Source organism: Geminocystis sp. GBBB08 (assembly GCF_016743215.1).
In the GTDB taxonomy this organism is placed as follows: Bacteria; Cyanobacteriota; Cyanobacteriia; order Cyanobacteriales; family Cyanobacteriaceae; genus Geminocystis.
In genome coordinates this window covers 17,049-32,379 of sequence record NZ_VRZC01000026.1, presented here as the reverse complement: position 1 = coordinate 32,379, position 15,331 = coordinate 17,049, and the positions used below count along the sequence as shown (strand labels likewise).

Annotated in this window: 8 protein-coding genes; 4 read left to right on the top strand and 4 right to left on the bottom strand. The window is 37.5% G+C overall.

The window, feature by feature from the left end:
* A partial coding sequence (locus FWJ34_RS05475; protein WP_308254314.1) for a cadherin domain-containing protein occupies nucleotides 1-9,519 on the bottom strand: 9,519 nt, incomplete at its 3' end.
* Nucleotides 9,520-9,684: 165 nt separating this feature from the next.
* Here FWJ34_RS05475 and FWJ34_RS05470 point away from each other — a divergent pair.
* Nucleotides 9,685-9,807, top strand: coding sequence for a hypothetical protein (locus FWJ34_RS05470; protein ID WP_308254313.1), 123 nt, complete (start codon nucleotides 9,685-9,687; stop codon nucleotides 9,805-9,807).
* Here the strand turns inward: FWJ34_RS05470 and FWJ34_RS05465 are convergent.
* Nucleotides 9,804-10,028, bottom strand: a complete 225-nt coding sequence (locus FWJ34_RS05465; protein WP_308254312.1) for a hypothetical protein — start codon at nucleotides 10,026-10,028, stop codon at nucleotides 9,804-9,806. The two genes, FWJ34_RS05470 and FWJ34_RS05465, sit on opposite strands and share 4 nt — an antisense overlap.
* Nucleotides 10,029-10,039: 11 nt before the next feature.
* Here FWJ34_RS05465 and FWJ34_RS19530 point away from each other — a divergent pair, with 11 nt between their 5' ends.
* The 3 genes from FWJ34_RS19530 to FWJ34_RS05455 all read left to right on the top strand — a co-directional run bounded on the left by FWJ34_RS19530 (nucleotide 10,040) and on the right by FWJ34_RS05455 (nucleotide 11,028).
* Nucleotides 10,040-10,144, top strand: coding sequence for a type II toxin-antitoxin system YoeB family toxin (locus FWJ34_RS19530; RefSeq protein WP_396231696.1), 105 nt, complete (start codon nucleotides 10,040-10,042; stop codon nucleotides 10,142-10,144).
* Nucleotides 10,145-10,271: 127 nt separating this feature from the next.
* Entirely contained in the window at nucleotides 10,272-10,481 is a 210-nt protein-coding gene (locus FWJ34_RS05460) for a helix-turn-helix transcriptional regulator (protein ID WP_308254311.1), read from the top strand.
* On the top strand, nucleotides 10,474-11,028 hold the full coding sequence (locus FWJ34_RS05455; RefSeq protein ID WP_308254310.1) for a restriction endonuclease: 555 nt from the start codon (nucleotides 10,474-10,476) through the stop codon (nucleotides 11,026-11,028). Before FWJ34_RS05460 ends, FWJ34_RS05455 begins: the two co-directional genes overlap by 8 nt.
* Here FWJ34_RS05455 and FWJ34_RS05450 read toward each other — a convergent pair.
* Together FWJ34_RS05450 and FWJ34_RS05445 are read right to left on the bottom strand one after the other, a co-directional pair.
* Nucleotides 10,979-11,938: a site-specific DNA-methyltransferase gene (locus tag FWJ34_RS05450; RefSeq protein ID WP_308254309.1), complete on the bottom strand. Its 960-nt coding sequence runs from the start codon at nucleotides 11,936-11,938 to the stop codon at nucleotides 10,979-10,981. The genes FWJ34_RS05455 and FWJ34_RS05450 overlap by 50 nt on opposite strands.
* Before the next feature lie 369 nt (nucleotides 11,939-12,307).
* Nucleotides 12,308-15,331, bottom strand: a complete 3,024-nt coding sequence (locus FWJ34_RS05445; protein WP_308254308.1) for a nuclear transport factor 2 family protein — start codon at nucleotides 15,329-15,331, stop codon at nucleotides 12,308-12,310.

Sequence of the window (15,331 nt, the reverse complement as noted above, 5' to 3'; positions counted from 1 at the left end):
TTTGATTAAGTCGTTCAGATTATCCACGATATAGGTATCATTCCCGTCACCGCCTTCGAGATAATCAGCATCGGTACCACCATCGAGATTGTCATTCCCATTGCCACCATAGAGAAGATCATTCCCGCTACCACCATAGAGAAGATCGTTACCGTCAAAGCCTTTGATAGTATCATTTTCACTACCACCCATGATGGTATCTGCAACCACATTACCTGTAATGAAATCATTCCCACCAATACCATTAAGGAGATTAAATCCTATGTCGCCAGAAATAACATCATTACCACCAGTTCCATTTACCACCAGAGTTTGTAACTTTTTAATCACGATGTCGAAGGTATTGTTTGTTGATAAACCATCTGTATCCGTTGCCGTTATCTTCACAGAAATAGTGCCACTGGCAGGAGTTTTACCGCTAAAAGTATTAGTATTAAAACTTAACCAAGTTGGAAAATTGCTTCCATCGGCTAAAGTAGCACTATAGGTAAGAGTATCACCGTCAGGATCGCTAAAAGTATTGACAGGAACAGTAAAATTAAATTCTAATTGCTCTAAGGTATTTTGAACCCCAATCGGATTAATCAACAAGGGAGCTTCGTTAATATCGGTAATGTTAATTACAAAGGTTTGCTCATAGCTTAAGTTACCTTGATCCGTTGTCCGCACTCGAACGCTATAGCGATTTTTAGTTTCGTAATTAGGAGAAATATTAAGGCTTAATTGGTTATGGTTGATAATGCTAAAACTATCGTTATCGGTATCGCCCTCACCGCTTATTAGTTCATAAGTAAAGGTGTCATCCTCATTTGGATCGATCGTCGAGAAAATACCGATCACACTTCCCGTAGCAACGTTTTCCATGACGAGATTATTGCTGAGGCTCAAGTTAGTAGGTGCTTTGTTAATACCATCAACATTAATTGTTAAGTCTTTTTCAAAATACAAACCGTTTTGATCTGTGGTTCTCACTCGAATATCGTAGCTAGATGCTACGTCAGAACCTAGAGAGCGATTAATTTTAAGTTGATTTCCAGTAATATCAAATAAACCCATTCTTTCAACCACTAGGTTATCCACTACGGAAAAATAGGAACTGCTGAAATTAAAATAATTCTCGCTATAGCCACCATTTCCCTTAACGTATTGATATTTCAATGAGTTGTTGACATAAACATCAATATTGGTTTGTCCTACGCCGTCAAAGGGGTTATTATCGGTGGGATCAGTTATTTCTAAAGTAATGGGGTTAAGTCGATTTTCCGTAACTACCCCTCCCCAAGTAGGTTTAGGTTCGTCATTAAGAGTAAGATCAGTGCTACCATCAAAGGCTTGAATAGTACCATCCCCTTTAAAGAGAATGCCAAAATGTTCCACATCAGAACCGATACCAGCATTTTTATCGTTAGCAGAAAGTCCGAGGCTAATACTCCCCCCTGTATTGATGTCTCTTTCTATAAATTCACTTGGTATATTTAAGGCGGGTGCTAAATCAAAAAAGATGCGAAGCCCACTTTCAGAATTACTATCATTAAAGTTGCGATCGACTGCCGCCGTAGCACCTAAAAGGAGCAAAAGATGATTAGAAGAATCAATATTAGAAAGGGTATAATCCCCAACAAAAGGGACGGCCCAACCTGTAGAACCAATCCAACTGGTGGGAGTAAGAGAACCGCTTTGTCTCTGAGGGAGATTGTAATTGAGATTCGATGTTTCAAACAAAGTGATTCCTGCAACGTAAAAATTATCCTTCAAAAGAGTTTCCAATCCACCACCAGCAACTAAGCTATAGGTAAAGGTATTGTTGCTATCTTCATCGGTGGTAGTCAAGTCACCAATAATTGTATTCGGTAGAATATTTTTATCAATACTACTGACGCTCAGGTTTAAATCGGTTGGAGCATCGTTAAGATCATTAATACCAATAATAAATTCTTTCTCATAGCTCAGTCCATTTTGATCTTCGGTTTTAACTCGAATGCTATAACTTGATTTAGTCTCAAAGTTGGGAGAATGATTAATCTTTAACTGATTGCCATTGATAATACTAAAAATATCATTATCATCTGAACCATTACCCGTTACTAAGCTATAGGTGAAAGTATTATTGCGATCAGGATCGTTATTACTCAAACTACCAAGGACTGTATTGGAGGGGATATTTTCATTAACCCTTGTGGAACTAAGAGTTATATTTGTGGCACTTTCATTCAGATCGTTAACATTAATCGTCAGCACTTTCTCGATAAATGAACCATCCTGATCTGTAGTTTTAACTCGAATGCTATAACTTGATTTAGCTTCATAGTTAGGAGAAGTATTAATCTGTAACTGGTTACCATTAATAATGGTAAAAACATTGTTATCATTTGAACCTATACCTGTTACTAAGCTATAGCTAAAAGTATCGTTAGTATCACCACCAATGCTATTAAGACTTCCAACGATCGCACTTCCTGCGACATTTTCATCAATCCTTGTCGAACTAAGAGCTATATCTGAAGCGGGTTCACTAAGATTATTGACATTAATAGTTAGCACTTTCTCGGTAAATAAACCATTCTGATCTGTAGTTTTAACTCGAATGCTATAACTAGGTTTAGTTTCAAAATCGGGAGAATGATTAATCTTTAACTGATTGCCATTGATAATACTGAAAAAACCGTTATCCTCTGAACCATCACCCGTCACTAAACTATAGCTAAAGGTGTTATTGGCATCAGGATCATTATTACTTAAACTACCAATGACTGTATTGGAGGGGATGTTTTCATTAATCGTTGTAGAACTAAGAGAAATGTCTGTAGCACTTTCATTCAGATCATTAACATTAATCGTCAGCACTTTCTCGGTAAATAAACCATTCTGATCTGTAGTTTTAACTCGAATGCTATAACTTGATTTAGTTTCAAAGTTGGGAGAAGAATTAATCTGTAACTGGTTGCCATTGATACTAAAAGCATTATTATCATTTGAACCATTACCTGTTACTAAGCTATAGCTAAAGGTGTTATTACTATCAGGATCGATCGAATTAAAGTTACCTACGATCGCGCTTCCTGCGACATTTTCATTAATCCTTGTGGAACTAAGAGTTATGCCTGTAGGACTCTCATTGAGATCGTTGATATTAATCACAAAATCTTTTTCTGCGGACAAACCACCTTGATCAGTGCTTCTGACTCGAATATTGTAGCTAGACTGGGCTTCAAAATTGGGAGAACTATTAATTTTAAGTTGATTTCCACTGATGCTAAATAAACTCATTCTGCTGATTACGAGGTTATCCACACCAGAAATAAAAGAACTGGTAAAGTTGAGATAATTTTGGCTATAGCCACCATTCCCTTTGATGTAGCTATAAATCAGGGAATTGTTAGCGTAAACATCAATATTGGTTTGCCCAACACCATCAAAGGGATTGCTGTCAGTGGGATCGGTTAATTCTATAGTAAAAGGGTGAAGTGTGCCATTATTACCCGTACCACCCCAGTTGCTGTAAATTCCTGTTATATCTGTATTTCCGTTAAAGGCTTGTATGCCACCATTACCTCGAAAGAGAATGCCAAAATGTGCCACACCGGAATCGATACTAGCATTTTTGTCAGTGGCTGAAAGTCCTAGATTAATGCCTCCCCAAACATTTTGATCTCCGTTGCCTGTTGAGTTAGGGGCAAGATTAAAGGCGATTCTAAGTCCTCCCTGAGAATTAGCATTATTAAAGTTGCGATCGATCGCCGCCGTACCGCTAAACGCAGTAATTAGATAATTTCCGAAGTCAATCCCAGCTGTATCATTGCCTACTTGAGTATTGCCATTACCTACCCAATTAGTTTCGGCAAAAGTTCCCCCCTGTCTTTGGTTGAGATTATAGTTTATATTGTAGGTATTGGGGTTGCTAGGAGCAGTAAAATTGTCAGAAAATAGAATTTCTGCATCACTATCATCGCTAACAATTTGATAAGTGAAAGTATTGTTATTATCTTGATCGATCGTGCCAAAGTTGCCAATAACAGTATTTGCCGAAATATTTTCATCAATATTACTGACATTCAGAGTTAAATCTGTGGGAGTCTCATTTAGGTTATTGATACTAATAATTAATTCTTTCTCATAGCTCAATCCATCTTGATCTTTAGTTTTAACTCGAATCTTATAACTAGACTTCAATTCAAAATCTGGCGAATTACTAATTTGTAATTGATTACCATTAATAGTAAAAGCACTATTATCCTCTGAACCTGTACCGCTTACCAGACTATAGTTAAAAGAATTATTTGCATCCTCATCTATAGTAGTAAAACTACCAACTACTGTGCTATTTGGTACATTTTCATTAACGGTAAGAGGATTTAGAACTAAATTTGTCGGTGCTTCATTAACATCATTAATGGTAATCGTCAGAACTTTTTCATAAAATAACCCATTTTGATCAGTAGTTTTAACCCGAATTTTATAGCTAGATTTGCTTTCAAAGTTAGGAGAATTTTTTATTTGTAATTGATTGCCGTTGATAATACTAAAAGCATTATTGTCATCTGATCCTGTACCTGTTACGAGGCTATAGCTAAAAGTGTTATTTGCATCCTCATCTACAGTGGTAAAACTACCAACAACCGTATTTGCCAGTACATTTTCATCAACGTTACTAACACTAATATCTAGGTTTGTAGGAGTTTCATTAAGATCATTAATCGTAATAGTTAATTCTTTTTCAAAAGATAAACCCCCTTGATCAGTAGTTTTGACTCGAATACGGTAGCTAGATTTACTTTCAAAGTTTGGAGAACTATTAATCTTTAGTTGATTGCCACTAATAGTAAAATAACTGTTATCGTTTGAGCCAACTCCTTCTACTAGGCTATAAGTAAAGAGGGTATTATTATCAGGATCAACAGTGTTAAACGTTTCCACAGTAGCCAAGGTCGCAACGTTTTCATTAACTGCACTTGAATTTAAGGACAAGTTTGTGGGATAGTCATTAGCTCCCTGCAAATTAACGATGAAGGGTTGACTATTTTGTCTAGTGATGATAGTGTTTGGTTTGCTTATAACTACGTTGTCTAGTCCCGATCCAGTACGACTACTACTAGCAAAGTTAATATAGTTGTCGCTATAGCCACCATCTCCCTTAACGTACTGATAGATCAGATTATTATTTGCATAAACATCAATATTAGTTTGTCCAATGCCATTAAAAGGATTATCATCGGTGGGATCACTTAATTGCAGAGTGAAGTTAGAGAAACTGAAATTACCTCCCTGAATGCCCCAAGTGCTATTGGGAAATAATGCCGTTATGTCCTTATTACCATAGAAAACCTGCATTTGACCGTTTTTTCTGAAGGGAATCCCAAAGTTTGGTACGGCAGAATTAATAAATGCGTTTTTGTCAGTTGCAGAAAGTCCTAGACTAATACCTCCCCAATCGCTAGAGCTAGTACCAAATTCACTGTTGATTAATGGTGATAGATCAAAACTAATTTGAAGATTCCCTTCGGAAATATCATTATTAAAGTTGCGATCGAGTGCTGTTGTCCCATTCCCAACAGTGACATAACCACCTGCAGAATAAGTCTCCCCTGAATTACTCCAATTAGTTAGAGCGAGAGGGCCACTTTGTCTTCCTGAAGATAGTTTGTAATTGGGATTATATCTATCTGTAATAAAAAAGAAACTAGAAATTTCAAAATTCTCTGACAGCAAAAGATCGCTGGAAAAATCCTTACTTAAATCTCCATCAGAAACGGTGAAGTTGAAATAATCGATCGCATCTTTTTGAAGAGCATTAATTGCCGAAGCATTAGGGGTATAAGTATAATCTCCCGTTGAAGTATTGATGTTCAAAACCCCGTAAGCTCCATTAACGGTAGTCATGCCACCAGATGCCGTTTTCCCTGCAATACCATAAGTAAGTTGTGTTAACCCACCATCAGGATCAACTCCCAGTAAAGTACCAGAAATGGGATTGAAAGTGTCATAGGCACTCGTTTCGCTGAAAGCAATAGGTGCGATCGACGATAATATCGGTTTATCATTGACTCCATCGATCGTTATGACAAATTTTGCCATATCAGTTCGCCCATCAGGAACATTCTCAACGGTGTAGTTAAAACTCTCTGTAAGAGTATCTCCTATGTTTAAGGCTTGTACATCAGGATTGTTATTATCGACAACATAACTATAAGAACCATTACTGTTAAGAGTGAAAGTGCCATAATTACCAATGATCGGAGTTCCCAAAGTTTTCTGCGTACCCTGTCCTGCTATTTCTCCCGTTCTAACAGAGATTACTCTTAGATCACCATAGCTGTTATTGGTATCGGTATCATTAGCAAGAACGTTGCCCGTAGGATTGATCCCAAATTTATTATTATTAAAGTTTCCAGCCTCTCTGGCATTAGTAGTGTCATTAGTAGCAAAGAAAAGACCGTATGTATTCGGACTACTGGTACTGCTTGTATTATTATCAAAACTAATATTATTGTAAGTTACTGTCGCTGGTGTAGAAATACCTGCTTGAGAGCCTAAAGTTGTGCCAACGGCAAAAATAGCACCACCAATACCTTGCCCTTGATTTCCATCACTTGCACCACCGATGGCGTTATTGTTAGAAAAATTGACGTTGTTAAGGTTTAGGTTGCCCGTTCTAACAAAGATAGCCCCTCCCAGTCCAGCACCACCACCACCGAAGGAATAAGGGAAAGAGAAGCTACTGCCACTGCCGAAAGTACCGCCTACACCAGTTCCACCGCCGAAGCCACCAGCACCGCCGAAGCTACCACCTCGGGTACCACCTCCGCCTCCGCCGAAGCCACCAGCACCGCCTCCGCCACTACTACCGCCTCCGCCTCCGCCACCGGCAAAGCCACCACTACCGCCAGTACCAGAGAAGTTGTCACCGGCACCGGCACCACCGCCTCCGCCAAAATCGCCTCCACGACCACCATTAGAACCAACTTTCTCATTATCACTATTACTACCACCACCGCCACCGCCACCGATACTGCCAGTGCCACCGGAGGAAGCAGAACCGTCAATACTACAAAGGTAAGCACCACCGCTACCTCCGCCGACACCACCTCCGCTTCCGGGCGCAGTGACGAACCCACCCCCTGCGGTAGCAGGAGAACCACCAAAGGGAGTCCCAGTGCCTGAGCCACCAACACCACCATCACCAATGTTAACCACACCCAACTGTATATCAACGCTGTTTCCACCATCACCAGAGTAGCCTCCGCCACCTCCGCCACCTTTGTAACTACCTATCCCACCATCACCAGAGAAGCCACCTCCGCCACCTCCCCCTTCGCCAAAAAATCTAAAATAGCCCTGAGTACGATAATACTCATCAAATTCAATCTTGCCTCCATTACCAGAGAAGCCACCTCCGCCGCCTCCACCTCCTAGGTCTTCAAAACTTTCGTCATAAAGTATCGTGCCACCTCTACCGCCGATCGCCTGATTTTTAGTAAAATTCACATTGGTAAGGGTGACATTCGTTGTGACAGATGCACCATTGTATAACCCATTGATGAACAATGCACCTCCCATACCAGCACCACCGCCACCACCGTCAGCACCATCTCCTCCTTTGGCTCGTCCTTCAGCTAGGGTAAGATTTGAGATAGAAATATTGCCTTGATTGACAAAGAAAATACGGGAATCCCCTGCATCGTTGATACCATTTTTGTTGGCATCGCCACTAATAGTGAGTTTGTCTATTCCTGTACCGATAATGGTAAGATCATCGGTGATGATAGGCAACATCGATAACAGATAAATGGTATCAGGAGTGTTATCAGTAAAAACAGAACCAACAAAGGTAATGGTATCTGCCCCCGGGTTGGCATTGGCAAAGAGAATTGCCTGACGTAAACTACCCTCTCCACTGTCATAGATATTTCTAACTTCAGTTGTATTTAAGTTACCTTCTGGCACATCGGTAACATTTAGGGTAAAACTAGCTGTTAAATCGGGGTTACTTCCTACGGTGGGATCATCTACCTCAACGGAAACATTGTAACTGCGCTTAAGTCCATAATCCAGATTGGTATTGGCTTTAAGATATAAAGCGTTATTTTTAATTTCAAAGAAATTGGCATCGCTCCCGACAACTCTTAGGGCATTGATTCCTAACCCATCATCAGTAATGTTAATATCCGCTACTTTAATTGGACTTGCTGTATTGGTATTTTCGGGGAATGAGGTTTGTTGATTGGTTAGGGTGATGGCAATGGGGGAAATATTGACATCGATCATTACCACCAGTGGATCAATGGTAATTGCTCTATAATTGAGATCAGTTGTTGTAACTGTAGTAGTGATAGTGCCTTGATGGGCGCCTTCGGCAATACCGTCATTAATGGCAGATACCGTAATTGTTTGAGGTTTATACCAGTTGCTACGAGTGAAAGTTACAGTGTTGGTGCTGGTATTTAATTGTGTTCCTCCGTTGATAGTCAAGGTAACATTGGCAGTGGGGGGACTGTCTAAAACTATTGTATAAGCATCTGTTAATCCGCCTTCTTGAACCCTCAAGGGGAAGTTATTTAAAAGTGAAGGAACTTTGGTTAGAGTAAAACCCGGGGGATTATCGTCATTAAGGATCGTTCCTACGACAGGGTTTGTGCTATAAACGTTATAATTGTCGTTGGGCAGAAGACTGAGGATAATAGTTTCATGCTCCTCAATCATCGAGTCGGCTATAAGATCAAATCCTACCGTAACAGTTTTCACACCCGCAGGAAAGTATATCGTTCCGCCGGTAGAACCAAATAACACGCTTGCACCATTGTTGTATATATTTAAAAGATTATAATCACCATTACCTGAGTAACCGTATGATGCTGTTCCTCCCACAGTAAAGTTAACACTCACAGGAGTATTGACAGTGGCATCGTCTCTATCAAAAATGAAGTATAGATTTTCAGCCCCAAATGAGTAGTCTGGAGTATCTTCTTCGACAAATGAAGAATATCCCCGGTGCATATATAGGGAAATAAACGGTTTAGAATTTTCTACGGGCAAATATTGCCCATCAATGAAAATCGTGGAAAAGTCGTTTTGAGTCTGTAATTGCTGTAAATTTTCAGCACTGAGATTGATACCTCGCACTAAGGCGGAAAAAATTTCTCCTTCATCTCCGGGACTATCATTATCGCCATTGATGATAAAGTCTAAGTAATGCCCATATTCTTCCAATATCACACTTGCGATCGACTCAAGATTATTAATGTTTGTGGCTAAATATTCTTCTGCTAGATAAATTTTCCCGTTATCTTTGGAAAAAGCACCGTTAGCACCTTGTAACTGACTGCGACTGACAATTTCGATGACTGGCTCAATATTATATTCACCATTTGTCCATAACTGTAGATAAGATTCGGTGTTAATAGCGTTACCGAAAGTTAAAATTAATTTTTCGTTGAATTGAGTATCGGTGGTGAAAGATAATAACTTTTGACTAACGAGATCTAATGCAGAAGCAACGATGGGGGGTAAAAGTTCATTAAGCATTGAGTGATGTCCTATTCGCAGATAAAAAGGAAAAAAATTATGGGTATTATGGGTATTAGAATAATAACATCATTTCTAAAAATTAGTCAAACTTTGTACTTAAACCATATTCCGCACATTTCAATAAATTTTAGATGAATCAACCGTCTAATTTAATCGATCTTTTTGGGAGAGGCTTTTTTCTCAGGAAAATTAACACAAATTTATTATTTAACAGAAGACGATGTGCTATCTACATGGGAAGTTTTCTCTCGTTTTTCGGATAAAGAGTGGAGTTTTACCGATTAAAATTCCTTAAAAACGTCTCTTCTTGCGGCTAATTCAATTTGTTTCCATAATTCAGGCAGTTTTTTCTGATGAAGCACCCATGAACAATTTTCTCCAGCACGTTTATAGTAGTAGTCACTATTGGTATTTCCTGCGTCATTAATAGCTGCATTTCTAATTGAGCGCCACCAATCTTCACGATTTGTCTTGTTGAGTACCCATTCGCAATGTTCTGCAGCCATTAAAACATGATTTGTCGGGATGTTGGTCAAAAAGAATTGATCAAGAACATCGTTTAGTTTATCAGGTTTTTGATCACAAAATAAGAATTTTAGCTTGTCGTTTTCATTATAAGTAAATGAGATCGTCTAGTGGAGAGGAGTTCGATGCCAAAGGTAGGGCAAAGCCGCACGTACTTTTTGCAGTAAAATTAATTTGGAGTTGACAAGAGTTTTCCTACCTCTTTTCATTTATGATCGAAATTTATGAATATAACGAGAAAATTTGGAGAAAAAATAAGACAAATTAGAAAACAACAAAAGATGTCTCAAAATGAATTAGCTGAAAAATCTGCTTTGCATCGTACTTATATTGGAGCGGTAGAAAGAGGAGAACGAAATATTACCCTAATAAATGCGGAAAAAATTGCTCAAGCATTATCTGTTAAACTTTTTGAATTATTAAAAGATGACTAATATTAATCAAAACCTAGAAAGTATTTTAGAAGAATATCAAAAATCCTTTGAAGAAAAAGTTTTTAATAATGGCAATTCCGAACATGATTTATTAATGGATGTATTTAATTTAACTGCTGAATTAAAAGCTGAAAATAGGCAATATTGGAGTCGAGAATTAGGTACTTATTGGCAAAAATTAGTGGTAGAAATATGTAAAATACATTGTCAAAATTTTCAACCTGCTCTGAGAATAGCTAATGATGAACCGTGTGATTTAGTAGTTAATTCTTATGCTATTGATACTAAATACAGGATTGGCTCTGGAGATTCAAAAACATTAAAAGGATTTAAACAAGACGGAAAGAAATTAAAAAATTTAGGATATATTCCGGTAATTTTAATTTTAAGAGGCGACAATTTACCTGCCGCAATAACTGCTTGTCAAACAGGAAATTGGAATGTTTATACTGGAGATGATACTTTTAAATTTATTCAAAAAATAAGCGGTTTTGATCTTAAGCAATTTCTGATGAGTATAAAGGCAAAATTTGCTGTTGTCCGTTAAAATTTTCTTGATTAAGTCTTTTATTGATTATCTCAATATATTCGGGAACTATCTCAATACCAATATAAGAAATATCATAATTTTTTGCCGCTAATAATGTTGTACCGGAACCGGCAAAAGGATCAATTAAAATACTATTTTCAGTTCTGGGGACAAAAATTTTGACTAATTTTTCCATTAAATTAAGAGGCTTAACTGTACAATGAATATTAAAATCTTCTGTTTTTTCTTTAGGTATATTTTCTAATATATTTGATTGAAAACCACCTCCTAAAGTGTGAGTATAAAATAACCCAGTTTCATACTCTGTTAAAGTATCATAATAATTATTTTTTAATGGTTTTTGCAAAACACAAATAGCTTCCCATTCATTGCGTAAACAACTATGCCAACCATGCCATTTTTCTGGATTAGGATAGTTTTCTTGACTCAATTTTTTTTCAATATTAATACCTTTAGGAATACCACTCGATCGACGATAAACTATTATATCTCTAGCATAAAAACCAGCATTTTCTAAGGCTATTTGGACATGAGCAACAGTTCTAGTACTATTAAAAACTAAAATATTTGCACCGGGTTTACAAATATGAAAAAGCTCTTTTCCCCACTCAAAACACCAATTTTGATATTCTAAAATATTTTCTCTATTTTTTTGATACCATCGCTCATTTCTTACTCCTCCTGCTAAACCACTGCCATAGGGAATATTCTTAACTAAAGTCTTATTATTTTTATCTTTTATTCTTTCCATTCTGCGTTGAATTTCTGAGTTATCCCATTTATGCCCAATAAATTCATAATTGTAAGGTGGATCTGTTATACAAGCAGATATATAATTGTCTGGTAAGTTTTTCATGATTTCCCGACAGTCTCCCTGAAAAATTTTATTAATAGGCTTTTGTGACATAATATTTCACTATTTGTTGAATAATAATGATACTTATAGTATTCTAAAATTTTCTCTTTGTCAAGATAAGTGCTATCACTCCTATACAATAATACCAATGAAACAAAACGGGAAAAATCAATTTTAGGAGTTTTAAAATCAATTCTGATTACTTTTCCCTCTTCCCTTTTCCCTTTTCCCTATCCTCATCGAGAATTGATGATAGAGATGCAAGATCTAAGTAATAATTTGAATCTGTTAATAAATCAAAATGATGACTTCAAAAAAAAGGGATTGAGGTTAAAATTTTTGAGGATTTTTTAAATTTTTTTTGCTTCAACCCCTATGGAATTTAATCAGACTGAAAGACCTGCTTAATACTTATAATATTTAAAGTACTACTCCTGTTTTAGAAGCATCAGGATAAACACGCCATTCGTAAATTTTCTCGCCATCGAAACGGTAAATATCCGTACAAGGAACTTGCACAAAGGTTTTATCTTTTTTGTTAACATAGTTAGCATCCATTTCTAAGATGATGGTATTACCGACTTCCCAGAATCCTCGTTGGTTATGAGTGGTAAGTTTCAGGGTTTTATAGATATGTTGTAATAAACCGGCGATCGCCTCTGGACCGATGACAGGATCATTTGCACCAATTTTATATAAAACATCATCGGTAAAGAAGGTTTTAAATAATTCCCAATTACTAGCGTGTAAAGCCTCATACATTTTGCCTAAAATTCCACTAATCGTTCCTTGGGGCAAAACTTTTTCGTCACTTTCTTCAGAACCAACTTGAGGGGTATTGAATACGGGCATAATGTCCATAAAAATGCGTAATTCTTGGACTTTATCTCCTTTAAAAACGATGGTGTCACAACAAGGTAAACGGAAAACTTTACCGTCATGACGGATATAAGTAACTTCCATTTCACAGATTACGGTGTTACCAAATTCCCACATTTTCATAATATGGTGATAAACTTTGGCTACCGTTTGTAAAAATCCTTGGGATGAGTCAATAATGCCTTGAGGACCATAGGCTACAGGAAAATTACTAAATTGATAATGAGCATCTTCAGTGTAAAATTTAACGAAGTTTTGGACATTCATGGATTCCCCGGCGAGGAACATTTGACGAACAATTTGACATAAAGGACCTTCATTGGTAGCCGTCGTTGGACTTGTGATAGTAGCTTGTGTCATAGCATTTACTGGGTTTTGTTTTTCAATGATGTTTTTAATGTGTAAAGTTGCCTTCTCGATAAATTCGGGATTAGCGGCATGAATAAACAATTGAGCTTCAGGAGTATCTAGTGCCCCTTCCACTAAAGGTGTTAATTGAAAAATATTAATAAGCTGAGGTAATAAATTCTTACCCGGCTCATTAGGTTGCACTACCTGATTGATAAAACGAGGTTGAAACATTGGATAATTGAGAATATCGTAGGTAATTTTCAAGTTCGCTTCATCAATGGTAATTCTTTCTCTGACGAGCATTTGAGAGGTTTTAACTTCCCTCAACATACCGTCACTATATTTTTCTAAGGTTTTGGTATATTCCACAGGAGAAGGCATATAATTGCCCGGATTCTCTATCTTATCTAAGAGAATTGTCCACACTAATTCAGAACTAGCATTAACAGGGATACTATAATAGGCACTTAATTCTTGATTAGCAGAACTTAATCCTTTACCATTTAAACCCCAATAGTGGTTATCATTAGCGAGGTTATATTCTTTTTGGGCTCGGAGAAAATTAGCTTTGGCTGTGCGTCTGACTTGGTTAAATTCTAACTGTTCGCCGTTAGGTCCTTTACAGTAGAATAATGCCCAACCGTCAAAATCTCCAGGGAATTCCGTTTTAGCATAGATATGAGGTGCTTTTGCCCTTGCTTGTTCCGAAGTTAATTCAATAGTACGATTAGCAATGACATTAGTCATGCCTCGGCGATGACATTCTTCTTCTAACATTCTCGCAAATTCATTCAAATCCACATCATCTTTAACGAAAAAGGAGATATGAGGGGCGTTAACATGACCAATACCAGAAGGAATCGCCTCAAACACGTTCGGGGCATGAGCATCAAGATGAGCATTACGGAAGTGAATTAACTCTACGCAAGTATTACCAAAGGAGATAAAACGCACGTCTAAGGCTTCTTTATTACCATCTCGAATACTTGGTACTCCAAGAGATTTTAAATCAATACCTTTTTCCTTCGCCTCTATTTCCTCTTTTTGAAAGAGAAGATTATGTAATTCATCACCGATAAAACCATCACCGCCGATGGCTAATTTACCTCCTAAAACTTCAAGATAAAATTCGAGGGCGACATCGAGATTATTAACGGTAATCCCAAAATGTTGAACTCCTTGTAAATGTTGAGCAACCGTTCTTTGGGGCGCTTGGGTGATAACTTCTAAAGGCACTTTTCCGTTACCGTTATGAGTACCATTACCGTTATTATTGACTACGGCTTGACCGTTTTGATAAGTACCGCTTAACATAAGATTAGTAATGTCTGGTTGTAGTTGATTAGTTGCACCAATACTGGCGATTAATTCCGATACTTTGGCGCTTCTTTCCCCTGCTAAAGTCATTTTACCTTCATAAACAAAAGTATAAGCAGTCCGTTCAGGAAAAGGACGTAACAATTGTAAATATTGAGGGGCTTGTTGAATTGCTTGTTGATATTCGGTAGAAGCAAAGAATTTTTCTCGCTCTAATTGATTAGCAAAGGCAATTTCAAAGGCGGCATCATATTCCTTTCCTTGAGCTTCAGAATGGATAACACCGGGAGCATCAGGGCGAGAATTATCAATGGCATCAAACAAATGTAAACGGAATTTTAGAATTGATGAAGATTGACTAAGGGCGGGGGCGAAAGTATTGCGTAAATAATTACGGAAATTCTCTACGGTAACATTGGGTTGTTTTTTTACTAATATATGATATTTAACAGCCCCAACAACTCCGTTAGGTTTACCATCAGGGATACCATCCACATAGGTAATGGAATTTCCAACACTGGTGGTATAACCGATGGCTTTTTTAAATAAATTTCGTTCATCATCCATCAAAATTCCTGCCGCCGTAAACCAAGTATTGCGATCGCTCTCATTTTTAAAGGTTAATTCAGCAATACCATTGAAATTATCTTGAAGGTCAAAATTAGAATTTACCCCATTAATTTCAGGAAATAAACCATTTTCACTATGGGCAACATGAAACTGCCAATACTGATATTGTCCCGGTAATCTGGCACATACTGGTCCGTGAACATCCTTCCAGTAGTTATCGAATAAATCAAGGGGGATTCCTTCCCGTTTCCAGAGAAGAACATAAAAAGCAACTTTACCTTCTACATCTCTTTCTGCGTAATTGGTTTGAGTAATCGTTAAAGTCAT

Bases quoted from the DNA above. Each gene is read 5' to 3' on its own strand.
- FWJ34_RS05465 (WP_308254312.1), bottom strand. From the start codon at position 10,028: ATGGCTGCAGAACATTGCGAATGGGTACTCAACAAGACAAATCGTGAA.
- FWJ34_RS05460 (WP_308254311.1), top strand. From the start codon at position 10,272: ATGAATATAACGAGAAAATTTGGAGAAAAAATAAGACAAATTAGAAAA.
- FWJ34_RS05455 (WP_308254310.1), top strand. From the start codon at position 10,474: ATGACTAATATTAATCAAAACCTAGAAAGTATTTTAGAAGAATATCAA.
- FWJ34_RS05450 (WP_308254309.1), bottom strand. From the start codon at position 11,938: ATGTCACAAAAGCCTATTAATAAAATTTTTCAGGGAGACTGTCGGGAA.
- FWJ34_RS05445 (WP_308254308.1), bottom strand. From the start codon at position 15,331: ATGACTTTAACGATTACTCAAACCAATTACGCAGAAAGAGATGTAGAA.